The following is a 21227-nucleotide window of genomic DNA, read 5'->3' as shown; positions in this document are numbered from 1 at the left end:
TTACCGGGAGCAGCGCCAGACGTAGGCGGTCGAGCGCCGCGTGGCGGAGTCGTAGCGGTAGCCGCCCACGGTGCCGTTGTCGCCGGCGACGACCGGCAGGTCGGCCTTGAGGTCGCCGAACTTCGCGACGAAGGTGCCTCGGTCCCAGAGGCCGTAGCCGGTGCCCGCCAGGTCGTTGCCGCCGTTCGCCTCGTCGAGACGGCCGGTGATCAGGCCGGTGGAGCTGACCGAGAACCCCGGATTGGTGTTGGACAGGTTGTAGCTGGAATTCGGCAGGATGTGGGCCGCGTGCTGCTGGTCCCAGTAGACGCCGACGTTCTTGCCGTGGTAGACGCCGTAGCCGACGACGTGGCCGTTCCTGATGGCGTCGGGCCAGGCGTACTCGAGGCCGGGCAGGGTGCCGAGCCGGGTCAGCGTGCCGTCGCGCCAGATTTCGGAGCTGTTCAGCAGGATCGAGCCATCGGTGTCGACGGCGACCGGGCCGATGCCGGACGAGGGTGCGCCGGTCAGCAGGGTCACGGTGGCCGGCCGGTCGGCGGGCCAGCGGACGGCGGTCAGGCCGGACCCGTCCTGCTTGCGCACGACGCCGATGACGTCACCGGAGTCGGTGATGCCGACGGCGGCGGAGCGCGTGTAGCCGGCGGGCAGCTGGCTCGACGTCGGGAAGGGCAGCTGCACCAGTGTCCCGCCGGAGCTCTTGAAGGCCTTTTCGATGACGATCCCGGTCCCGAAGATCGTGCGGAGGGCGGTCCCGGCGACGGCGCCCGAACGGTTCTCCGCGGTGACAGCGGCCCCGGTGGTCCCGGCCGTCCCGAGGTCGGTGTAGGTCCCGTTCGTCCAGGCCGCGGCCCGGGCGGTGTCGCCGGACTGGCCGGTCGGGAGGGCCCAGCCGGCGAAGTTGCCCCGGCCGTCGGTGGCGGTGACCCCGGCGCTGACGGAGGTGCCGGCACCGAGAGCGGTGGCGGACCAGGTGCAGGCGGCGGTTTTCGTGCCGGCTTCGGCGGCTTGGCTTGATCCCAGCAGGCCCAGCGCGAGCAGGGCGCAGCCCAGCGATCCGCGTTTCATGGTTCTCCCCTTCGCCGGCGGACGGCGGACGGCCGCCCCCGCTCGACCGTAGGGAGAAAGCGATCAGGCGGCCGGGGTTCGGGCTCGGGACTAGGGAAACCCCCGGAAACGGACATCCGTGCGCCGCGGACAGCAGGCCGCCCCGCCCTTGTCCGGCAAATCGGCGGCTTCCGGTAAGAGCCCGGAATGGCCGTTGCCGCGCCTGCTTGTCGACGGGCGCGGTCGGATTCGGTCGGGAAACCGATGCCGGCTAGGTCGCGTCCGGGTCGATCGGCGGGCGCTCGCCGGGCTTGAGCGGCTCCGGCGCGGACTGGGTCTGGCCGGCCAGGTAGCCGTTCGAACCGTTGGTCCCGTTGGCCGGCGTGCTGCTGCCGTTCGTGATGCCCTTCAGGCCGAGCGGGTCGGCGTCGCCGTCGAAGAGGTGCTGCGTCACGACCCGCTTCGGGTCGAAGTTGCGCAGCCCGCGCAGGTCTTCCAGCGGCTTGCGGAGCTGGTCGAACTCCGGGCCCATCTCCTCGCGGAGCTGCTCCTTCGCGCCGGTCGCGAAGTCGCGGACCTTCTTCACGCTCTTCGCGAGCCAGGACGCCGCTTCGGGAAGCCGTTCCGGGCCGAGGATGAACAGACCGGCGATGATGAGGACGAGGATTTCCCCCCATCCGACACTGTCGAACACCCGTCTACCTCCACTCGGAACCTACCCGCCCAGGGTACCCGCCACCCGCCGTGCTCCGGCAGGCCGAACGCGGGAACTCAGTCGGAAGCCAGGGTTACGTCCACGACGAAGCCGGCGCCGTCGCGCGCCAGCGACACCGGGACCACTTCGCCGACGTCGTGCGCGCGGACCGCGACCGTCAATTCCGCGGAGTCGCGGACGAGCCGGTTGCCGATCTTCGTGATCACGTCGCCCTCCTTGATGCCGGCGTTCGCGGCCGGGCCGCCGGGCGCGACGTTCTTCACCTGGGCCCCCATCGTGGACGAGCCGGCGACCGTCGAGGAGGCGTTGATGCCGATGTCGGCGTGCTGGACCTTGCCGTCCTTGATCAGCGCCTTCGCGATCTTGATCGCGTAGTCGCTCGGGATGGCGAAGCCGATGCCGATGCTGCCGCCGTCCGCGCCCGCCGAGCGGATCGACGAGTTGATGCCGACCAGCGCACCGGTGGAGTCGACGAGCGCGCCGCCCGAGTTGCCGTGGTTGATCGCGGCGTCGGTCTGGATGGCCTCGTAGGTGACCGGCGGGGCGCCGTTGTCGCCGCCCGCGGTGATCGGCCGGTTCAGCGCGCTGACGATGCCGGCGGTCACCGAGTTCTGCAGCGCCAGCGGCGAGCCGATCGCCATCACGGTGTCGCCGACCTGCAGGTCCGCGGACTTGCCGACCTGCAGCACGGTCGGGTTGGTGACGTTGACCTTCACGACGGCGAGGTCGGTCTTCTGGTCGGCCCCGACGAGCTTGGCTTCGGTGCGGGTGCCGTCGATGAAGACGGCCGTGACCTTGACGCCCGGGTCCGCGGCGGCGGAGGCGATGACGTGTTCGTTGGTGAGGATGTAGCCCTGCGGGTCGATCATGACGCCGGAGCCCTGCTCGCCGGACTCGGCGCCGGGCTTGAACACCTCGAGCGAGACGACGGCGGGCGCGACGCGCTTGGCGATCTCGGCGACGGACCCGGCGGGGCGTTCCTTGCCGGCCTCGGCTTCGGCGATGGTGGCGGAGCCGGTGAGCTCGGTCCCGGTGTCGGCGACCCACCAGCCGACCAGGCCGCCGGCGGCGCCGACGAGCAGCGCGACAACGCCCAGCAGGACGAGCGCTTTCGGCTGCACCCGCCGTCCGAAGAGCACCTCGGGCAGGCTGAGCAGCGCGCCGGGCGGCCGCTTGGCGGGCTTCGCCTCGTCCTCGGCGGCCACGGCGGGCCCGGCGAGCACCGCGGCGGCTCCGGGATCACGCCAGGGATCCCGGGTGCCGGTCCACAGGGGCGGTTCGGCGTCCGGCACCTCACCGGTGGCTTCCCGCGGCCGTTCGAGCAGCACACCTTCGGCCCCGGGCGGCCGCCGGAAGGCCTCGGCGAGCGACTCGGGCGCGGGCGGGGCGAGGTTGACGCCGTTGGTCTTCTGCGGGGAGTAGAGCTGGTCGAACGCACCATCGACACCCTGCGGCCTGCCGAACACGGCGGCCTGCGCCGGATCGACGGCCGGCCGCGCGAGCGGCCGCGGACCCAGCCGGTCGGCCTCGGCCCGGGCCGCGGCTTCGGCCTGGGAGCCGGCCTGGACTTCGGTCCTGGCTTCGGTCCTGGCTTCGGCTTCGCGTGCGCCGGGCTGCTCGGGATTCACGTTCGGCTCGGTCATCATTCCCCGGTGCAGAAGATCAGGTGGCTGGGCGTGACGATACCCAAGCCCAGTGCTTCGAGTCTGCCGGTCCAGGGGTGAAGTGGCTGTTTCTTGGGCCACTTGTCCACAGGGGCCAGGTGATGTGGACAAAACGGCCGGGAGGGGCCTTGAACGGGGCTTTTCGTCCGGGGGTGGCGATAAGCTGGACAAGGGCACGGCCCCCCAGGGAGGGCGGGGCCGGGTGAGGCTCGCTTTCCTGCCGCAAGATCAATCGGGCCTCCAGCCGAGCGAGCCAGAGCTCAGGCCCTGGACCATGCCCACCCGGCTCCGAGCCACTCCACAGCCGAACCTGCTCACCGGACTGCGCAGGCCGCCGCCCATCCCAAGGCCCGCCGCGGCGAGGCCGGACACACCGAAGGCCGCCGCGAACAACGATTCGCAGCGGCCTTCAAAGTCCTCTCAGCGGATGCCCGCCGGCACCGCCACCGGTGTCTTGCTCGCCGGGGTCGAAACCGGGGTGGGCTGCTGGGGTACCGCCATCTGGGCCGGCAGGAGGTTCGCCGGCTGCGGGGCTCCGCCGCCCGTCTCCGGGGAGCCGTCGCCGCCGTCCGCCGAGGTCCCCACCAGGGCCAGCGCGCTCAGCACCAGGCCCGAGACCACCACGCCCGCCCCCTGTGCCGCGCGGCGCTTGAAGCGGCCGCCGCCGAGGACGTTCGGGGACTGGCCCAGCGGGGCCGATGAGCCCAACGGCGCCACCCCGCCCAAGACGCCCGAATCGCGCAGGCCCGCGACCCGGTCCGGGCGCTGGACCGCGACCAGCTGGCCGTCCGCCGTGATCGCCAGGTTGTCCGGGGTGCTCGGCAGCTCCGTGTGCTGCGGGATGGACTGGAGGCTCGCCAGGAAGCCCGCCGACATCGACGGCGCCCCCGCGTGGCGGATCGCCTCCATCGTCTGACGCTGGGCGCGCACCTCGGCCGCGCACGCCGCGCAGCGGGTGATGTGCGACGCCGCGCGGTCGCGGGCGCCGTGGGAAAGCTCGCCGTCGACGAACGCCACCACGACGTCCGGCAACAGGTGCGACTCGGGAAGTGCCCAGCCTCGCGGTGCGGTCATACCGTCACCTTCGCAGACTGCGGTGCGTGAGTGCGACGACGCTCGAGCGACGCGCGCAGCGCCTGACGCCCGCGGTGGATGCGGCTGCGGACCGTGCCCAGCTTGACGTTCAGGGTCGCGCCGATCTCCTCGTACGACAGCCCTTCGACGTCACACAGCACCACGGCGGCGCGGAACTCCGGGGGCAGCTCGTCGAGCGCCGCCTGCAGGTCCGGGTCCAGGTGCGTGTCCGAGTAGACCTGCTCGGGGCTCGGGTCGTCGCCCACGATGCGGTCGGTGTCCTCCGGCAGGCCTTCCATCCGCACGCGCGAGCGGCGGCGGGCCATGTCCAGGAACAGGTTGGTGGTGATCCGGTGCAGCCAGCCCTCGAACGTGCCGGGCTTGTAGGACGCCAGCGAGCGGAAGACCCGGATGAAGGTCTCCTGCGTGAGGTCCTCGGCGTCGTGGGTGTTGCCGGTCAGGCGGTAGGCGAGCCGGTAGACTCGGTCGCCGTGTTCGCGCACGACCTCGTCCCAGGACGGCGGCGTCCAAGCCGCCTCGTCCAAGGTCACGGGCTTGGCCCCGGTGTCGGCAACGGCGTTCTGCATCGCGGGAGCAGGCACCTCCATCAGCGTTTCTCCTGTCTGCTCCACCCAACGCGGGTCCTCGGCACGGTGTTCCCGTGTGTCCGGATTTCAGTCTCTCCGGGTTCCTTATGGTTCTAGTGAGACTGGACTGAGAGCAGGCTGAGAACTTCTTCACGGGTGCTTACCAGGGAGCCTGCGCGGATTTATCGACAACCAACGCTAACCTCCGTGCGTGAACACGCCCACCCCTGCGGCCGCACCGGCCGATTCCGGGTTCGTCGACGGGTACCTGCCCGACGACGAGGTGCTGTCTTCGGCGCGGGCACGGGCCGAAGACCTGGGCTGCACCCCGCTCAGCGCGGGTGCGGGAGCGACGCTGCGTTTCCTGGCCGCGACGCTGTGCGCGAAGGCCGTCGTCGAGGTCGGCACCGGCGCGGGGGTGAGCGGGCTCAGCCTGCTGCGCGGGATGGCCCCCGACGGTGTGCTGACCTCGATCGACGTGGAACCGGAGTACCAGCGGGCGGCGCGCGCGACGTTCCGGGAGGCCGGCTTCGCGCCGGGCCGCACGCGCTTGATCATCGGGCGCGCGCTGGACGTGCTCCAGCGGCTCACGCCGGGCGGCTACGACCTGGTGTTCGTCGATTCCGCGCACATCGAGTACCCCGGCTGCTACGAGCTGGGCGTGTCGCTGCTGCGGCGCGGCGGGATCATCGCGTTCCACAACGTGCTCGCCGGCGGCCGGGTGATCGACCCGGCCCACCGGGATCCCGAGACGTTGGCGCTGCGCGAGGTGGCGCGGGCGTTCCGGGAGGACGAACGCCTGGTCCCGGCGTTGCTGCCGGTGGGCGGCGGCCTGCTGGTCGCCGCGGCCACCTGATTCACCGGCCCGCGCTCGCCAGCTCGAGCCCCCGGCCTGTTGCCGGTGTGCGGCGGCCTGCCGGTGCTGCGGGCATCCGATGACCGCCCCGCACTCACCAGCGCGGCTCCTGGGCCCCCGCCTCCAGCCAGCGGACGGCGGCCCACCGATCGTCGCAGCCACGTCATCACCGGTCCGCACTCCCCAGCCCGAGCCCTGACCCCAGCCCACCTGCCGGTGGGCGGCGGCCTGCCGGTGGGCGGCGGCCTCCTGGTCGCCGCGGCCACCTGATTCACCGGCCCGCGCTCACCAGCTCGAGCCGCCCGGCCCGGACCCGCGTCCCGGCACCCACCGCCGCCACCGCGAGCAGCAGCCACCCCGCCACCACCACGATCAGCCACGACCACCCGGCGTGCCCGTACACCCACGCCCCGGCAGCGCCGCCCACGCTGCTGCCCAGGTAGTACGTCGCCGTGTACGTGCCGCCCACCTGGCCGCGGGCCCCCTCCGGCGCGTCCGCCGCCGCCCAGCCGTTCGCGACCGCGTGCGCGGCGAAGAACGCGCAGGTCAGCACCAGGAACCCGGCGATGACCAGCGGCAGCGAGTCCGGCAGTGTCAGCGCCGCGCCGGCCGCCGTCAGCAGCAGCGCCCCGACCAGGGCGCGGCGGCGGCCCACCCGCGCGACCAGCCGCCCGGCCGCCGCCGAGGACACCGAGCCGCTCGCGTACGCGAGGAAGACCAGCGAAGCGATCGCCGGCGACAGGTCCAGCGGCTGCCCGGTCAGCCGGAAGCCCGCGGCGTTGTAGAGGGCGACGAACGAACCCATCGCCAGCAGCGCGACGGCGTACTGGGCGAGCAGCACCGGCTTGCTCAGCGCCGTGACCAGCCCCCGGGTGACGTCGCGGACCCGGACGGCCCCGGCGGCACGAGCGCCCGGCGGCAGCGTCACGACGGTGACGGCCGAACACACCGCCCCGATTCCCGCGACGACGAACAGCGCGCCGCGCCAGCCGAGCGGGCCGGCCGTGAACCCGCTGGCCAGCCTGCCGAGCATGCCGCCGACCGTGTTGCCGGCGATCATCGCGCCGACCGCCGCCGCGACGCCCGCGCGGCCGAGGCGCTCGGCCAGGTAGGCGGCCGCCACCCCGGGGAACCCGGCGATCGCGATGCCCTGCAGCGCGCGCACGACCAGCAGTGCCGGGTACGTCGGCATCAGCGGGAGCAGCAGGCCGAACACGACCGAAGCGACGACCGACGTCAGGATCACCGGACGGCGGCCGACCACTTCGGACAGCGCCGCGATCGGCAGGACCGCGATGGCCAGCGCCCCGGTCGCGACGCTGACCGCGAGCGCCGCGCCGCCGGGGTCGAGGTGGTACTGCGCCGCCAGCTGCGGCAGCACCGGCTGTGGCGCGTAGAGCAGGGCGAACGAGGAGATGCCGGCCGCGGCGACGGCGGTCTTGACTCGGCGGGTGGAAGTCACGCCCTGAAAGTAAGCACCACTAACCAATACGTCCAATGCACTGAACTGGCAGAATCGATGCGGTGACGTATGACTCGCTGTCCGCGCAGGTCGCGCCGCACCTGCCGTTGCTCGCCGCCCTCCGGGAGACGAGGAACGTCACACGCGCGGCCGAACGGCTGGGCGTGCCGCAGCCGACGGTGAGCCGGCGGCTCGCGGCGCTGGCGGACGCGCTGGGCGCCCCGCTGACGGTCCCGGACGGCCGCGGCATCCGGCTCACGCGCGCGGCGGAACTCCTGGCCGAGGCGGCCGAGCGCGGGCTGGCGGCGCTCGACACCGGCGTCCGGCTGGCGCGCGAGGAGGTCTCGCCGGAGTCGGGGCACGTGGTGCTGGGCTTCCTGCACCTGCTCGGGCGGTCGCTGGTGCCTTCGCTGCTGCGCGGCCACCGGGCGCGGTACCCGGGGGTGCGGTTCACGCTGGTGCAGGGTTCGCGGCAGGACATGGTCGACCGGCTGGCGGGCGGCGAGCTGGACCTGGCGCTGCTGGCACCGCTGCCCGACGTCCCGGCGCTGGCCTGCGCCGGCCTGGTGGACGAGGAGATCCTGCTGTCGGTCCCGGCCGGGCACCGGCTGGCCGGGAGGGCGTCGGTGCGGGTGGCCGAGCTGGCGGACGAAGAGTTCGTGCTGCTCGAGCCGGGGTACGGGGTCCGGACGCTCACGGACGAGCTCTGCGCGGCGGCGGGCTTCGCGCCGCGGATCGCGTTCGAGGGCCAGGAGTCGGACACCGTCCGCGGCCTGGTGGCGGCGGGGCTGGGGGTGGCGTTGCTGCCGCGGTTCGGGCCGGGCACGCCGGCGGGGGTGGCGGAGGTGCCGTTGTCGCCGCCGCCGTTCCGGACGATCGGGCTGGCGTGGCGGACGGACGAGCCGATGACCCCGGCGGTCACCGGCTTCCGCGAGCACGTCCTCGCGAGCCGTCAGCCCAGCGAAGCCGCCAGCTCCACCAGCGTCCGCGCCGCGAACCCGGTCGCCCCCGGGACCACTTCGTCGTAGTTCTTCTCCGACCGGGCCGGTCCGGCGATGTCCAGGTGCGCCCACGGCAGGCCCGACGTGAACTCCCGCAGGAACAGCGCCGCCGTGATGCCACCCGGGCCGCCCGGGGTCTGGCGGACGTCGCCGAACTCGCCGCGGACGTTCTCCGCGTAGTCCTCCACCAGCGGCATCCGCCACCACGCCTCGCCCACCCGCGAGCCGGCCGCGACGACCGCGTCCGCCAGCGCGTCGTCCGAGGCGAACAAGCCGCCCGTGCGCAGGCCCAGCGAGACCTTCATCGCGCCCGTCAGCGTCGCCGCGTCGACCACGTAGTCCGGCGCGAACCGGCGGATCCCGTAGGTCAGCGCGTCCGCGAGGACCATCCGGCCTTCCGCGTCGGTGTTGCCGACCTCGGTGGTCTTGCCGCCGTAGTGCCGGACGATGTCGCCCGGGCGGTACGACGAGCCCGACACGTGGTTTTCCGCGCACGGGACCAGTGCCGTCACGCGGACCGGCAGGCCCAGTGCCGCGACGGCGCGGATCGCCGCGATCACCGCCGCGCCGCCCGCCATGTCCGTGCGCATCAGGTGCATCCCGTCGGCCGGCTTGATCGACAGGCCGCCCGTGTCGAACGTGATGCCCTTGCCGACCAGGAGCAGGTGCGGCGCGGTCCCCGACGGCTTGTACGCCATCTCGATCAGCCGCGGCGGCCGCGCGGAACCGCCGCCGACCGCCAGGACGCCGCCGAAGCCCTCCGCCGCGAGCCACTTCTCGTCCCGCACCGTCACCTCGACGCGCGGGCCGGCCACGCGCGCGGCCGTGTCCGCCAGCCAGGCGGGCGTCTTCACGTTGGACGGCGTGTTCGCGAGGTCGCGGGTCAGCGCCGTCGCCGCGGCCAGCACCGAGGCGCGAGCGACCAGCTCGGGCAGCGCGGGGTCCTCCCCCACGAGCCGGACCGTCCGCACCGACGGCTTCGGGTCGTCGCCGGACACCTTGTACCGGTAGCCGCCCAGCAGGAGGCCCAGCGCGAGCTCGGTGACGTGCTCGGCGGAAGCCTCTTCGGGCAGCGCCAGCTGCACCGCGCGGAACGCCTTGCCGCCGTGTTCGACGTCCTCGGCCAGCCCCGCGTTCACCGCGCGGGCCAGCGCCGCACCGGTCCTGCGGTACTCCTTCGGCTCGCCGCCGCCGAGTCCCGCGATCCAGCGGGGCCCGTCGCCGGGCACCGTCTGCACGTCGCCCGCCTTGCCGGTGATCCGGACGCCCTCGATCTCCAACGGCTCGACGTCATCGTTGTCGGGCGCGGCCACCAGCCGGGCCGTCGGGACGCCGCGGCGGAGCTCCCCCGCGACTTCGATGTCGAGCAGAGTAGCCGGAACGGGCGGTAGCGGATTACGCACAGTGAGCAACCTTCGGACGCAGAGGAACCGCGACCCCGGCCTCCGAAGGGAGACCGGGGTGCGACGGAAGGACGGATCGAGGGAGTCGGCTCAGCCGGTGACCTCCGCCAAAGCGGCGCCGAGGTCCTTCGCTTCTTCCGCGGAAAGTTCGACGACGAGTCGCCCACCACCCTCGAGCGGTACGCGCATCACGAGGCCCCGCCCCTCCTTAGTCACTTCGAGGGGACCATCTCCGGTCCGGGGCTTCATGGCCGCCATAGCGTGCTCCCTCCGTCTCAACCGGCGCGCCCGGGTCGCGCTCGCGTGAAAGCCAGCCGGGTCTGCTGTCCATTGTCCCTCATCAGCGGCCGGGCGCATCAGCGGAGGGGATCTTTTGCCGCCGTATCGGTGCTGGTATGCGGCCCGCGCGAGGTGAAAGACTCTCGGCCGACCGAAGTTTTCCGCGCAAGGAGAAGACGTGACCACATCCGACGTCCTGTTGACCGCCGACGCCGACGGGGTGCGCACCCTGACCCTCAAGCGGCCGCAGGCGTACAACTCGCTGACCGTCGAGCTGAAGGAAGCACTGCTCGCGGCGCTGCGCGAGGCGGCGGACGACAACGCGGTCCGCGCGGTCGTGCTGACCGGGTCGGGCAAGGCGTTCTGCGCCGGGCAGGATTTGAAGGAACACGTGGGGCTGCTGCAAGCGGGTGACCCCGCCCCGCTACACACCGTGAAGGAGCATTACAACCCGATCGTCAAGACGATCGTGGCGATGCCGAAGCCGGTGATCGCGGCGGTCAACGGCACCGCCGCCGGCGCCGGGGCCGCCTTCGCCTACGCCAGTGACCTGCGGATCGCCGCCGAGTCGTCGTCGTTCCTGATGGCCTTCGCCAACGTCGGGCTGGGCCCGGACTCGGGTGCGTCGTGGACGCTGCAGCGGCTGGTCGGCTACGGCCGGGCCGCCGAGCTGATGCTGCTGGCCCGGACCGTCGACGCGGCCGAGGCGCTGCGGCTCGGCCTGGTCGGCGAGGTCGTGCCGGACGAAGAACTGCCGGCCCGCGCCCAGAAGATCGCGGCCAAGCTGGCGAACGGGCCGACGGTGGCCTACGCGAAGATCAAGGGCGTGCTCACCCTGGCCGCGCAGTCGACGTTCGAAGAGGCGCTCGACGCCGAGGACGCCGCCCAGACGGCGCTCGGCGCGACCGCCGACCACGCCGAGGCCGTCGAGGCCTTCGTCGGCAAGCGCAAGCCGGCCTTCCAGGGCAAGTGACGCCGCGGCTGCTTCCGGGCTCAGACCGCCCGGAAGCAGCCGGCGACGTGGTCGTCGACCATGCCGGTGGCCTGCATCAGCGCGTAGCAGGTCGTCGGGCCGAGGAAGACGAAGCCGCGCTTCTTCAGCTCCTTCGCCATCGCCTTGGACTCCTCGGTGATGGCCGGGACGTCGGACATCGACGCGGGGCGCTCGTGCGAGGCGGGCGCGAACGACCAGAGCAGGTCGTCCAGCGGCTCGTCCAGGGCGGCGATGGCCTGCGCGTTCTTGATCGCGGCCAGGATCTTCGCCCGGTTCCGGACGATCGAGGCGTCCTGCATCAGCCGCTCGACGTCGGCGTCGCCGAACTTCGCCACCTTCACCGGCTTGAACTGCTTGAACGCCTTCCGGAAGCCTTCGCGCTTGCGCAGGATGGTGATCCACGACAGGCCCGACTGGAACGACTCGAGGCAGAGCCGCTCGTACAGTTCGTCCTGGCCGTGGAGCGGGACGCCCCACTCCTTGTCGTGGTAGTCGGCGTAGTCCGGGGTCGAATTGCCCCAGCCGCACCGCGAGACGCCGTCGGCGCCGATCAGCTCACTCATCCCCACCCACCGAATAGTTCTCCGCGAACCGCGCGAACCGCCGCAGCGACTGGCGCACCCCCAGCGCGAACGCCGGCCGCACGACCGGCCAGCCGAGCCGGCCCAGCGGCCCGAACGGCAGGCGCAGGTGCTCGGCCCAGACGAACGTCGAGCGCGTCGCACCCTTCGGCACCACCTGGAACACGCCGGTGCCGGCCACGAAGCTGCCGAGGTGCCGGACCCCGCACCGGACCGGCGGCTCCCAGCTGGTGATCTCCATGGTGTCGGTGAAGCCGAGGCCGGCCACCCCGGTGAACGCCGACAACCGCGACCCGACGCTGCGGCCGTTGCCCTCGATCACCTCGACCTCGGTGCCGAGCATCCACTCGCCCTGGCGCGCCCAGTCCGTCAGCGCGAGCCAGGTCGTCCCCGCCGGGGCGCGGACGTCGACCGAGAGAATCAGGTCCGTCACGGGGAGGCCTCGGGCGAACTCTCCCGCTCCCGCTCGCGTTCGCGCTGCTCCAGCTCGGCGACCCGGGCGCGCAGCTCGTCGAGCTCGACGCCGAGGCGCCGCATCACCCAGTCCACTTCGGACATCTTGTACCCGCGCAGCACCAGCTGGAAGCGGACTTCGGCCAGGTCCTCGCCGGTGATGTCCTCGGCGGGCAGCCGCGTGGGCGAGCTGCCCGGCGGCAGCGGGGCGAGCTCCTCACCCCGGCCGAACACCACCGCGGCGAGCAGGAACACCACGGCCGCCACCAGCAGCATGACTACGAGGTAGATCAGCGCGGTCGTCACGCGACGATCGTGGCATACCCACCCCAGGAACGTCTCGCGAGCACGACGAGCCGGACGGAAAGCGCCACCCAGGCGAACATCAGCAGCGCGCACGGGACGCTCAGGAACAGGCGCGAAACGTCGACGACGCCGGTCGCGGCGATGAGCAGGCCGAGGGAGCCGAGATTGACGCCGACCGCGAGCGCGATGAGGCTCCCGCAGAACCGGGCGAGCCTGGTGCCGTCGAGGCGGCGGCTCAGCCAGCGGATACCGAGCAGCGCGAGCAGGCCGATCACCGGAACGAGGAACACCGCGCCGTGGGAGACGCGCGTGATGACCATGTACCACTCGGGGGACGGCGTCGACAGCTTCGTCCACTCGCCGAAGGTGAGGATCCGCGCGTAGTCCCAGGCGATCTGCATCGCCGGGACGCCCAGCACGAGCTTCCACAGCGTCCGGACGCCGCTGAGCATGCCCAGTTCGGCCTGGTAGTCGCGGGCGACGACGGCCGCCGGGCCGAAGTCGGCGACCGCCCGGCGCTGCGCGTCCTCGTCGCTCCAGCCGCCCGCGCGGTAGGCGTCGGCGGCGTCGTGCAGCCCGTCGCGGGCCTCCTCCAGCAGGTCGGTCTTGAACCGGCCGCAGCCGTGCAGCCTGCGGTCCAGCTCCCCCAGGTATTCGTCGATCATGCTTCCAGCACTCCCCCGATGACCGCGGTGAACTCCCGCCACTCCACGCGTTCGGCCTGCAGGGCCTGCTCGCCGGAGCGGGTGAGCCGGTAGGTCCGCCGCTTGCGGCCGGACACGACGTCCCATTCGCTGGCCAGCCAGCCGGCCCGCTCGAGCCGGCGCAGGGCCGGGTACACGGTGCCGGTCGGCAGGTCGAGCGCGCCGTCGCTGCGCAGCTGGAGCGCCTCGATGATCGCGTAGCCGTGCAGTTTCCGGCCGTCGAGCACGGCCAGCAGCAACGCGTCGAGGTGTCCGCGCAGGGTGTCCGCCTTCATGGGTAAGCAGTCTACACGTCGACTGGCTACATGTAGGCAGGCTATGTGTAGCCTGTCTACATGAACGCACTTCCGGTCGCGAGACTCCAGTTCGCGACGACGACCTCGTTCCACTTCCTGTTCGTGCTGCTCACGCTGGGGCTGGTCACGCTGGTGGCCGTGATGCAGACGCGCTGGACGCTCGGTGGCAAGCCCGAGCTCCTGCGGATGACGCGGTTCTGGGGCCGCCTGTACGTGATCAACTACGCGCTCGGGATCGTCACCGGGATCGTGATGGAGTTCCAGTTCGGGCTGACCTGGACCGGGCTCTCCGCCTTCGCCGGCGACGTCTTCGGCGCACCGCTGGCCATCGAGGCCCTGGTCGCGTTCTTCCTCGAGTCGACCTTCCTCGGCCTGTGGATCTTCGGCTTCGGCCGGCTGCCGCGATGGCTGCACCTGACGCTGATCTGGCTGGTCACGCTGACCGCGTACGCGTCGGCGCTGTTCATCATGCTGGCCAACTCGTTCCTGCAGAACCCGGTCGGCAGCCACGTCGAGGACGGCACCCTGCGCCTCGACGACTTCGGCGCGCTGTTCGCCAACCCGGCACTGGCCGCGTCCTTGCCGCACGTGCTCGGCGCCGCGCTGGTGACCGGCGGGTTCTTCGTCGCCGGCGTCAGCGCGTGGCACTTCCTCAAGCGCACCGACGAGGTCGAGTTCTTCCGCCGCTCGATGCGCGTCGGCGTGGTGGCGGCGCTCGCCGGGTCGGTCTTCGTGGTCAACCAGGGGTTCGCGCAGTTCGGCGAGCTCGCGAAGTACCAGCCGGACAAGCTCGGCACGGGTGCCGTCGGCGCGCCGCTGGGCGCCATGATCGGGCTCGGGTTCCTCATGTTCCTCTGCGCGATCATCGGCACGGTCCTGCTGATCCGGAACTGGGTGACGCGGGCCCGGTTCCTGCACTACCTGATGGTCGCGGCGATCCCGCTGCCGTTCGCCGCGGCGATCCTCGGCTGGCTGGTGCGCGAGCTCGGCCGCCAGCCGTGGCTGGTCTGGGGGAAGCTGCGCACCGCCGACGCGATCGCGGACGTCCCCGCCGGCCAGATCCTGTTCTCCTTCATCGCTTTCTCGCTGCTGTTCGCCGCGCTCGCGGTGGCCGACTGGGTGCTCATGGCGCGGGTCGCCAAGCGCGGCCCGGAGCCGGCCGAAGCGCCCGCCGAACTGCCCGTCCTGAGCGGAGTCTGACCGATGGCGACCTTCTGGTGGTGCGTGCTGGGCCTGCTGACCTGCGGGTACTTCGCGCTCGCGGGGTACGACTACGGCGTCGGCATGCTCCTGCCCGGCTTCGAGGCCGGCGAGCGGCGACGGCGGCAAACCCTCGGGGCGCTCGGGCCGTTCTTCCTGGCCAACGAGGTGTGGCTGGTGGCGGCCGTCGGCCTGCTCTTCGGTGCGTTCCCGCACCTGGAGGGCAAGGTGTTCGCCGGGGCGTACGTCCTGGTGGTGACCCTGCTGCTCGGCCTGACGACGTTCACGGCGTCGATGCAGCTGCGCAGCCGCCGCCCGGACGCGCGCCGCGGCGCCTGGACGGCGGGCATCGTCGGCGGCGCGCTGGTGACGGCGCTGTCGTGGGGCCTGTTCCTCGGCAACCTGGTGCTCGGGCTGCCGCTGTCGCCCGACGGCTCGCCTTCGGGGGACGTGCTCGCGTTGTTCTCGCCCTACGCGGTGCTGTGGGGACTCGGGTTCGTCGCGCTGTTCTGCTGGCAGGGCGCGGCTTTCCTGGCGGTGCGGGGGCCGGCCGAGCTGACCGGCCGCGCGGTGCGGCTGGCCCGCGCGTTCTCGGCACCGGTGTTCGCGTTCCTGGTGATCGCCTCGGCGTGGGGTGTCTTCGCACTGGACGGCGTTCCCGCGTTCGGCGCGACCGTGGCCGGGCTGGCCTTCGGGGCTTTCGCCGTCGCCCGGCTCGGGCTGGCGGCGCGGCGGTACCGGGTCGCGCTCGTCGGGTCGATGGTGCTTTCGGCCTGTCCGGCACTGCTCGCCGGGACCCTGCGGTTCCCGGCCGTGCTGGCCGCTCCGGGGTACGCGCTGACGGTCGGTGAGGCGGCGACGGCGCCGGAGACGTTCGCGGTGCTGGCCTGGTTCGCGCCACCCGCGGTGCTGGTGCTGCTGGTGGTGCAGTGGCTGACCTGGCGTGCGCACCGCCGTCCCGTCGACCAGCGCTCGCTGCTGCACTTCTAGGGGGACGTCGTGCCTGCACTACCCGGACTCCGGCGGTACCTCTGCGCGCTGGGCCTGCTCGGCGTGCTCACCGCGTTTTCCGTGCTCCTCCAAGCCGAAGGGCTGGCCACGCTGCTCACCGGCGGCGGGGTTTCCCTGGTCCTGATCGTCGCCATCGCCGCCCGAGCCGGGCTGACCTGGGGTCACGGTGTCCTCGGTGGACGGTTTGCGGCGTCGGTCCGCGATGCCCTGCGGCGGCGGTTGCTCAGGTCCGCCTCGGACCGTGCGGGCGTCGTCGCGACCCAGGTGACGCGCGGTGTCGACGCCACGGACAGCTACCTGACCGGGTACCTGCCGTCGCTGGTCGTGTCGGTGGTGGTGCCGGCCGCGGTGATCGTGCGGCTGTTCACCGCGGACCTGGTCTCCGCGCTCGTCGTGGTCGTCACCTTGCCGCTGGTTCCGGTGTTCGCCGTCCTGATCGGGAAGCAGGCGAAAGCGGCGGTCCAGTGGGAGCTGCTGACGAAGCTGGGCGGGCACTTCCTGGACGTCGTCCGCGGGCTCGGGACGTTGAGGGTGTTCGGCCGGGCGGCCGCGCAGGCTTCGACGGTCCGGTCCATGGCGGCCGCCCACGCGGACGCGACCATGAAGACGCTGCGGGTGGCGTTCCTTTCGGCGCTGGTGCTGGAGCTGGTGGCGACGCTTTCGGTCGCGCTGGTCGCGGTGCCGATCGGGTTCCGGCTGCTCGCGGGCGGGCTGGACGCGCGCACCGCGCTGCTGATCCTGCTGCTGACGCCGGAGGCGTACCTGCCGCTGCGGGCGGCGGGCGCGAAGTTCCACGCGGCGGCGGAGGGGCTGACGGCCTTGCGGGAGGCGTTGTCCGGTCCGGTGGTTTCACCGCGTTCCGGGGTTTTCACGCGGCGGCGGGGTGCGCCTTCCCTGGTCTTGGACCGGGTCTCGGTTTCCTACGGAGGTGTTCCCGCGTTGTCCGAAGTGGACTTGACGCTGCCCGCCGGAGCGCGGCTCGCGGTGGTGGGGCCGAGCGGGTCGGGCAAGAGCACGCTGCTGGCGGTGCTGCTGGGCTTCGTGCCGCCGGCTTCGGGCCGGGTGCTGGTGGACGGGGTGGACCTGCGGTCGCTGGCACCGGCGCCGTGGCTGGCCGAGATCGCGTGGGTCCCGCAGCGGCCGACGTTGTTCCGGGGGTCGCTGGCTTCGAACATCGCACTGGGCCCGCCGTCGGCGGACGTCCCGTTCGCGGCCCGCGCGGCGGCGCTGGACTCCGTGGCGGCCGGGTTGCCGCAGGGGTTCGAGACGCCGGTTGGCGAGCTGGGCGAAGTGCTGTCGGCCGGGCAGCGCCAGCGCGTCGGCTTGGCCCGCGCGCTGGCGCGGACCTCGGCGGGGCTGGTGCTGCTGGACGAGCCGACCGCCCGGCTGGATGCCCGGACCGAGGACGCCGTCCTGTCGGCCACCCGGCGGCTGCTGCCGGGCCGGACGGCGGTGCTGGTGGCCCACCGCCCGGCGATGCTCTCGCTGGCGGACCGGGTGATCGAACTCCGCGGTGGCCGGGTTCGCCCGGAGGTGGCCGCGTGAACACCTGGGCCCTCTCCACCAAGGACCTGATCCGCCTGCTCCGCGCCGCCCTTCTCGGCGCCGCCGCCGAACTCGCCGCCCTCGCACTCATGGCCACCGCCGCCTGGCTACTGCTCCGCGCCGCCGAACGACCCCCACTCACCGCCCTCACCGTCGCCATCGTCGCCGTCCGTGCCCTCGCTCTCCTCCGCGGTGGCCTGCGGTACGCCGAACGGCTCGCCGGGCACGACGTCGTCCTCCGGTGGCTCGGCTCGCTGCGGACCCGCGTCTACCGAGCCCTCGTGCCCGGCACCCGGTATTCCGGCGGCGACCTCGTCACCCGGCTCGTGTCCGATGTGGACGCTCTGCAGGACGCCGTCCTGCGGTGGTTCCTGCCCGCCGGGGTCGCCGCGATCGTGGGGACCGCCGCGGTCGCCGTCACCGCCACCGCGTCGATGCCGGCCGCCGGCACGCTCGCCGCCGGGCTGCTCGCCGCCGGGGGCCTCCTCCCGTGGCTGGTCATCCGCCGCACCGCCGATGCCGCCCGGGAAAGCGCCCCGGACCGGGCCGAACTCGCCGAACGGGCCGTCGAGCTCGTCACCGGGCACCGGGAGCTCCTCGCCGCCGGGGCGCTCGAAGAACACCAGCGGAGCGCCGCGGACGTCGTCCACCGGATCACCGCCGGTGAGCGGGCGGCCTCCGGCAGGACCGCCCTGCTCACCGGCGCCGGGGTGCTCGTCCAGCTGGTCACCGCCGTCGGCGTCGGGGTGCTCTGCCGGGCCTCCGTGCCCTGGACCGCCGCGCTCACCCTGGCCGCCGTGACGGCCTTCGAGGTCGTCCTCCCGCTGATCGGGGCCGCCCGGCGGGTTCCGGAGATCCGCGCCGCCGCCTCCCGGGTGCGCGCCGTCCTGGACGAACCCGCCGTCCCGGGCGGCACCCGCACCGCCCGGACCGGCCACTTCCGGCTGGAGAAAGCCGGCGTGCGCCACCCCGGGCGGGCCCCCGCCCTCCAGGACGTCGACCTCGACCTGCCGCCCGGCAAGCGCGTCGGGATCCTCGGCCCCAGCGGTGCCGGGAAGACGACCCTCCTGCGCCTCCTGCTCGGCAGCCAGGCCCCCACCGAAGGCCGGGTGACCCTCGACGGCCACCCGCTCGGCGAGTACGCCGACCTGCCGGAGATCATCTCGGGCGCCGAGGCCGACGCCCACGTCTTCCACACGACCGTCCGCGAGAACCTCCTGCTCGCCGCCCCGGACGCGACCGACGAAGAACTGGCGGCCGCCTGCGGAACCGCCGGGTTCGACCTGGCCCTCGACCGCGAAACCGGTCCGGACGGCGCCGCGCTGTCCGGTGGTCAGCGCCAGCGGCTGATCCTCGCCCGAGCCGTCCTGGCCGCACCGGCGGTCCTCGTGCTCGACGAGCCCGTCGAAGGCCTCGATCCCGCCCACGGCGACGCCGTTTTGAAGCGCGTCCTCGCGAAGGCGAACGGCAGCGTGGTCCTCGTCACCCACCGGCCCGAGCACCTCGACGGCTTCGACGAGGTCATCACCCTCGAGGACGGGCGAGCACTTCCCGCATCGGCGGCCGGTCGGCGACGCGGACGTCCGTGACGTCCGGCAGCCACTCCCCGTCCACCGGCACGAACTGCGTGAAAGGCGCGTTCGCGGCCGGGACGCCGCAGCGGTCCAGGGCCGTGCCGAGGATCTGGCGGGACATCACCCCGAGCTGGTGCAGCGAGCGGTTCCGGTGCTTGCGGACGCCCAGGTTGACCTGCGCGAGCCCGTCGAGGCCGTACCGCGCCTCGGCGTCGAGCAGCAGCCCGATTTCGACGCCGTAGCCGGCGGCGAACGGTACCGACTCGAGAAACTCGCGCGTGCCCGCGTACTCGCCGCCGAGCGGCTGGATCAGCCCGCCGAGAGCGGGCCGCAACGCCGAGAGCACCGGCCGCGCCAGGAGCTCGGTGACGCGCCCGCCACCGGTGCTCTCCAGCCGCAGCGGACGGCGGTAGAAGCCCTTGACCAGGTGGACACCGCGTTCGGCGACCAGCGGCCCGAGCAGCGACGGCACGAACGCCGGGTCCGGGTCGACCAGGTCGGAGTCGAGGAAGACGACGAGGTCGCCGCTGGTCGCGGCCAGCGAACGCCAGAGCACCTCGCCCTTGCCCGGCACCGGCGGCAGGTCCGGCAGGACGTCCTCGCGGCGGACCACCCGCGCCCCGGCGGCCTCGGCGGTTTCGGCGGTCGCGTCCGTGGAACCCGAGTCCACGACGATCAGCTCGTCGACGACCGAGCCGACGAGCGGGCGGATCGACGCGACGACGTCACCCACGGTCCGCTCTTCGTCCAGTGCCGGTAGCACCACCGACACCGTCCGGTCACCCTTCGCGGCCACGATGTCCGCGGGCGTCCACCCGGGCTCCTGCCACGTACGCCGCTCGAACCAACTCACGAGTAACGATCGTGCCATGCTGGGGGCACCGCCACCGAAGAGGAGGACCACTTGATCGCGCTGCTTGTCCGGTTCGTGCTGGGACCGCTCGTCAGGGCGGTGTACCGGCCCGAGGTCCACGGCGTGGAGAACGTGCCGCTCAGCGGACCGGTGCTCCTGGCGGCCAACCACCGCGCCGCCCTCGACACCGGCGTGATCACCTTCGCGACCCCGCGGCAGGTCAAGTTCCTCGGCAAGGCGGAGTACTTCGCCGGCAAGGGCCTCAAGGGCAAGGCGCTGGCCGGGTTCCTCGGCGGCCTCGGCTACGTCCCCGTCGAGCGCGGCAACGCCCAGGCCGGGCTCGCGGCCCTGGAGGCCGCCCGCAAGGTGCTCGACGCGGGCGGCGTCTTCGCGATCTACCCCGAGGGCACCCGCTCATTGGACGGCCGGCTGCACCGCGGCCACACCGGGGTCGGGGCGCTGGCCCTGGCGACCGGCGCGAAGGTGGTGCCGGTCGCGCTGACCGGCACCGAGCAGCTCCAGCCGAAGGGCGCCCGCATCCCGCGCCTGGCGAAGATCGGCATCACCTTCGGCAAGCCCCTGGACTTCTCGCGCTACGAAGGCCAGGACTACGCGCCGGCGATCCGCCGGTCGGTCACCGACGAGGTCATGTACGCGATCCTGGAGCTCTCCGGCCAGGAATACGTCGACACCTACCACAAGCGGCCGAGCGAAGGCGTGGCCTGAGCGTCAGCCGGTCACCTTCACGACGACCTGCTCGTGGTCGACCGTGTAGGCCAGGTACTCGAACTTGAGCCCGGCCCGCTCGACGTACTCCAGCCACGCCCGGTGCTCGTGCTCCTGCCAGCCGGAGTAGTTGAAGTACTCGTCGAACACCACGATCGAGCCCGGCCGCAGGCGCGGGCCGACCAGGTCGAGGACGGTCTTCGTCGAGGAGTACAGGTCGCAGTCCACGTGCAGCAGGTCCACCGGACCGGGGTGCGCCTCGAGGAAGCCGGGGAGCACGTCGTCGAACCAGCCGACGACCAGCTCGGCGCCCGGCACGTCGGGCAGGCTGTCCATGTCGAACGTCCCGGCGGGGTAGCCCGCGCGCCAGGTCTCCGGCAGCCCTTCGAACGAGTCGAAGCCGTACACCGACTCGCCGCCGCGGGCCTGGGCGATGATCTTCAACGTGGTGCCCGAGTACACGCCGAACTCGAGAGCCAGGCCGCCTTCGGGGGCGAGCGACAGGCCGTGTTCCAGCGTGCTGTGCGGCGACGGGAACGGACGGGCGGTCTTCATGTGGTCGCGGACGAACGCGGCACTGCGCTGCGCCGCCTCGGTCTCCCCCGCGAACTCCAGGTCACGGCGGATGCGGTGCTCGACGTGGCTGATGTGCTCGATCACCCGCTCGACCACCCGCTCGGCCTGGCCGCCGGTCTCCGCGGGCACCTGCCGCCGCAGCTCGGCGACCTCCCGGCTCAGGTCGTCCAGTCTGGCCGACTGCTCCGCGAAGTGCCGGCCGACCGCTTCTTCGACGGCCCGCGCGACCTTGTCACGCAAGGAACGGCGAAGCCGGTCGGCGCGCAGGCTCCGGCGAATGAGGTCGCGCATGCAATGTCCTTCCGATCCGCGTCCGGGGCTGG

General features: G+C 72.8%; 23 protein-coding genes. 8 read left to right on the top strand and 15 right to left on the bottom strand.

All coding sequences use genetic code 11. The annotated features are described in order from the left end of the window. From AB0F52_RS20665 to sigE, 5 genes are all read right to left on the bottom strand, one after another. On the bottom strand, positions 1-1065 hold the full coding sequence (locus tag AB0F52_RS20665) for a hypothetical protein (protein WP_360173070.1): 1065 nt from the start codon (positions 1063-1065) through the stop codon (positions 1-3). A 250-nt stretch (positions 1066-1315) separates the two neighbouring features. Next, positions 1316-1738, bottom strand: coding sequence for a Sec-independent protein translocase protein TatB (gene tatB, locus AB0F52_RS20660; RefSeq protein ID WP_285988441.1), 423 nt, complete (start codon positions 1736-1738; stop codon positions 1316-1318). Between the two features lie 77 nt (positions 1739-1815). Continuing rightward, the gene (locus AB0F52_RS20655; protein WP_360173067.1) at positions 1816-3402 is read right to left on the bottom strand and encodes a trypsin-like peptidase domain-containing protein; all 1587 of its coding nucleotides are present in this window, start codon (positions 3400-3402) and stop codon (positions 1816-1818) included. A gap of 441 nt (positions 3403-3843) precedes the next feature. Continuing rightward, entirely contained in the window at positions 3844-4497 is a 654-nt protein-coding gene (locus AB0F52_RS20650; protein ID WP_360173064.1) for a zf-HC2 domain-containing protein, read from the bottom strand. Then, entirely contained in the window at positions 4494-5084 is a 591-nt protein-coding gene (sigE, locus tag AB0F52_RS20645; RefSeq protein WP_360173229.1) for an RNA polymerase sigma factor SigE, read from the bottom strand. Before sigE ends, AB0F52_RS20650 begins: the two co-directional genes overlap by 4 nt. Positions 5085-5295: 211 nt before the next feature. Here sigE and AB0F52_RS20640 point away from each other — a divergent pair, with 211 nt between their 5' ends. Beyond that, positions 5296-5940 carry an O-methyltransferase gene (locus AB0F52_RS20640; RefSeq protein WP_103341441.1) on the top strand — a complete coding sequence of 215 codons (645 nt, stop codon included), beginning with the start codon at positions 5296-5298 and terminating at the stop codon, positions 5938-5940. Positions 5941-6211: 271 nt separating this feature from the next. On the opposite strand, the gene AB0F52_RS20635 is transcribed toward AB0F52_RS20640, so the two are convergent. Further along, complete coding sequence (locus tag AB0F52_RS20635; RefSeq protein ID WP_360173061.1) at positions 6212-7402, bottom strand: MFS transporter; 1191 nt, start codon at positions 7400-7402, stop codon at positions 6212-6214. A 62-nt stretch (positions 7403-7464) separates the two neighbouring features. Here AB0F52_RS20635 and AB0F52_RS20630 point away from each other — a divergent pair, with 62 nt between their 5' ends. Then, positions 7465-8430, top strand: coding sequence for a LysR family transcriptional regulator (locus tag AB0F52_RS20630; protein WP_360173058.1), 966 nt, complete (start codon positions 7465-7467; stop codon positions 8428-8430). On the opposite strand, the gene AB0F52_RS20625 is transcribed toward AB0F52_RS20630, so the two are convergent. Both AB0F52_RS20625 and AB0F52_RS20620 read right to left on the bottom strand, forming a co-directional pair. Further along, the gene (locus AB0F52_RS20625; RefSeq protein WP_360173055.1) at positions 8355-9806 is read right to left on the bottom strand and encodes a leucyl aminopeptidase family protein; all 1452 of its coding nucleotides are present in this window, start codon (positions 9804-9806) and stop codon (positions 8355-8357) included. The genes AB0F52_RS20630 and AB0F52_RS20625 overlap by 76 nt on opposite strands. Positions 9807-9896: 90 nt before the next feature. After that, entirely contained in the window at positions 9897-10064 is a 168-nt protein-coding gene (locus AB0F52_RS20620; protein WP_013222969.1) for a DUF3117 domain-containing protein, read from the bottom strand. Positions 10065-10263: 199 nt separating this feature from the next. On the opposite strand from AB0F52_RS20620, the gene AB0F52_RS20615 reads away from it, so the two are divergent. Continuing rightward, complete coding sequence (locus tag AB0F52_RS20615) at positions 10264-11058, top strand: enoyl-CoA hydratase-related protein (RefSeq protein WP_360173051.1); 795 nt, start codon at positions 10264-10266, stop codon at positions 11056-11058. Between the two features lie 20 nt (positions 11059-11078). On the opposite strand, the gene AB0F52_RS20610 is transcribed toward AB0F52_RS20615, so the two are convergent. The 5 genes from AB0F52_RS20610 to AB0F52_RS20590 are packed head-to-tail and all read right to left on the bottom strand — an operon-like array spanning position 11079 to position 13398. After that, a complete protein-coding gene (locus AB0F52_RS20610; protein ID WP_360173048.1) occupies positions 11079-11642 on the bottom strand; it encodes a DNA-3-methyladenine glycosylase I in 564 nt (187 codons plus the stop codon). Further along, entirely contained in the window at positions 11635-12093 is a 459-nt protein-coding gene (locus AB0F52_RS20605; protein ID WP_360173045.1) for an SRPBCC family protein, read from the bottom strand. Before AB0F52_RS20605 ends, AB0F52_RS20610 begins: the two co-directional genes overlap by 8 nt. Then, positions 12090-12419, bottom strand: a complete 330-nt coding sequence (locus AB0F52_RS20600) for a DivIVA domain-containing protein (protein ID WP_360173042.1) — start codon at positions 12417-12419, stop codon at positions 12090-12092. Before AB0F52_RS20600 ends, AB0F52_RS20605 begins: the two co-directional genes overlap by 4 nt. Further along, positions 12416-13084 (bottom strand): permease prefix domain 1-containing protein, encoded by a 669-nt coding sequence (locus tag AB0F52_RS20595; protein WP_360173039.1) that lies wholly within the window; start codon positions 13082-13084, stop codon positions 12416-12418. Before AB0F52_RS20595 ends, AB0F52_RS20600 begins: the two co-directional genes overlap by 4 nt. Next, positions 13081-13398 carry a helix-turn-helix transcriptional regulator gene (locus tag AB0F52_RS20590; RefSeq protein WP_103341434.1) on the bottom strand — a complete coding sequence of 106 codons (318 nt, stop codon included), beginning with the start codon at positions 13396-13398 and terminating at the stop codon, positions 13081-13083. Before AB0F52_RS20590 ends, AB0F52_RS20595 begins: the two co-directional genes overlap by 4 nt. A 60-nt stretch (positions 13399-13458) precedes the next feature. Between AB0F52_RS20590 and AB0F52_RS20585 the strand changes: the two genes are divergently transcribed. The 4 genes from AB0F52_RS20585 to cydC are packed head-to-tail and all read left to right on the top strand — an operon-like array spanning position 13459 to position 18764. Next, a complete protein-coding gene (locus AB0F52_RS20585; protein WP_360173036.1) occupies positions 13459-14619 on the top strand; it encodes a cytochrome ubiquinol oxidase subunit I in 1161 nt (386 codons plus the stop codon). Positions 14620-14622: 3 nt separating this feature from the next. Next, positions 14623-15609 carry a cytochrome d ubiquinol oxidase subunit II gene (locus AB0F52_RS20580; protein WP_360173033.1) on the top strand — a complete coding sequence of 329 codons (987 nt, stop codon included), beginning with the start codon at positions 14623-14625 and terminating at the stop codon, positions 15607-15609. A 9-nt stretch (positions 15610-15618) separates the two neighbouring features. Continuing rightward, positions 15619-17175, top strand: coding sequence for a thiol reductant ABC exporter subunit CydD (cydD, locus tag AB0F52_RS20575; protein ID WP_360173030.1), 1557 nt, complete (start codon positions 15619-15621; stop codon positions 17173-17175). Continuing rightward, the gene (gene cydC / locus AB0F52_RS20570; protein ID WP_360173027.1) at positions 17172-18764 is read left to right on the top strand and encodes a thiol reductant ABC exporter subunit CydC; all 1593 of its coding nucleotides are present in this window, start codon (positions 17172-17174) and stop codon (positions 18762-18764) included. Before cydD ends, cydC begins: the two co-directional genes overlap by 4 nt. On the opposite strand, the gene AB0F52_RS20565 is transcribed toward cydC, so the two are convergent. After that, entirely contained in the window at positions 18700-19602 is a 903-nt protein-coding gene (locus tag AB0F52_RS20565; RefSeq protein ID WP_360173024.1) for a glucosyl-3-phosphoglycerate synthase, read from the bottom strand. The two genes, cydC and AB0F52_RS20565, sit on opposite strands and share 65 nt — an antisense overlap. Positions 19603-19653: 51 nt before the next feature. Here AB0F52_RS20565 and AB0F52_RS20560 point away from each other — a divergent pair, with 51 nt between their 5' ends. Further along, a complete protein-coding gene (locus AB0F52_RS20560) occupies positions 19654-20328 on the top strand; it encodes a lysophospholipid acyltransferase family protein (protein ID WP_360173021.1) in 675 nt (224 codons plus the stop codon). Positions 20329-20331: 3 nt separating this feature from the next. Here AB0F52_RS20560 and AB0F52_RS20555 read toward each other — a convergent pair whose 3' ends face one another. Beyond that, positions 20332-21195 carry a class I SAM-dependent methyltransferase gene (locus tag AB0F52_RS20555; protein WP_360173018.1) on the bottom strand — a complete coding sequence of 288 codons (864 nt, stop codon included), beginning with the start codon at positions 21193-21195 and terminating at the stop codon, positions 20332-20334. Between the last annotated feature and the right edge of the window lie 32 nt (positions 21196-21227).

Source organism: Amycolatopsis sp. NPDC024027 (assembly GCF_040638975.1).
Classification (GTDB): domain Bacteria; phylum Actinomycetota; class Actinomycetes; order Mycobacteriales; family Pseudonocardiaceae; genus Amycolatopsis.
Note: the sequence above shows the minus strand (reverse complement) of the source record. Positions and strands in the feature narration are given on the sequence as shown.

Excerpts from the sequence above, each read along its gene's own strand:
- AB0F52_RS20665 (WP_360173070.1), bottom strand. The coding sequence starts at position 1,065 with ATGAAACGCGGATCGCTGGGCTGCGCCCTGCTCGCGCTGGGCCTGCTG.
- AB0F52_RS20655 (WP_360173067.1), bottom strand. The coding sequence starts at position 3,402 with ATGACCGAGCCGAACGTGAATCCCGAGCAGCCCGGCGCACGCGAAGCC.
- AB0F52_RS20650 (WP_360173064.1), bottom strand. The coding sequence starts at position 4,497 with ATGACCGCACCGCGAGGCTGGGCACTTCCCGAGTCGCACCTGTTGCCG.
- sigE (WP_360173229.1), bottom strand. The coding sequence starts at position 5,084 with ATGCAGAACGCCGTTGCCGACACCGGGGCCAAGCCCGTGACCTTGGAC.
- AB0F52_RS20620 (WP_013222969.1), bottom strand. The coding sequence starts at position 10,064 with ATGGCGGCCATGAAGCCCCGGACCGGAGATGGTCCCCTCGAAGTGACT.
- AB0F52_RS20610 (WP_360173048.1), bottom strand. The coding sequence starts at position 11,642 with ATGAGTGAGCTGATCGGCGCCGACGGCGTCTCGCGGTGCGGCTGGGGC.
- AB0F52_RS20595 (WP_360173039.1), bottom strand. The coding sequence starts at position 13,084 with ATGATCGACGAATACCTGGGGGAGCTGGACCGCAGGCTGCACGGCTGC.
- AB0F52_RS20590 (WP_103341434.1), bottom strand. The coding sequence starts at position 13,398 with ATGAAGGCGGACACCCTGCGCGGACACCTCGACGCGTTGCTGCTGGCC.
- AB0F52_RS20585 (WP_360173036.1), top strand. The coding sequence starts at position 13,459 with ATGAACGCACTTCCGGTCGCGAGACTCCAGTTCGCGACGACGACCTCG.
- AB0F52_RS20580 (WP_360173033.1), top strand. The coding sequence starts at position 14,623 with ATGGCGACCTTCTGGTGGTGCGTGCTGGGCCTGCTGACCTGCGGGTAC.
- AB0F52_RS20555 (WP_360173018.1), bottom strand. The coding sequence starts at position 21,195 with ATGCGCGACCTCATTCGCCGGAGCCTGCGCGCCGACCGGCTTCGCCGT.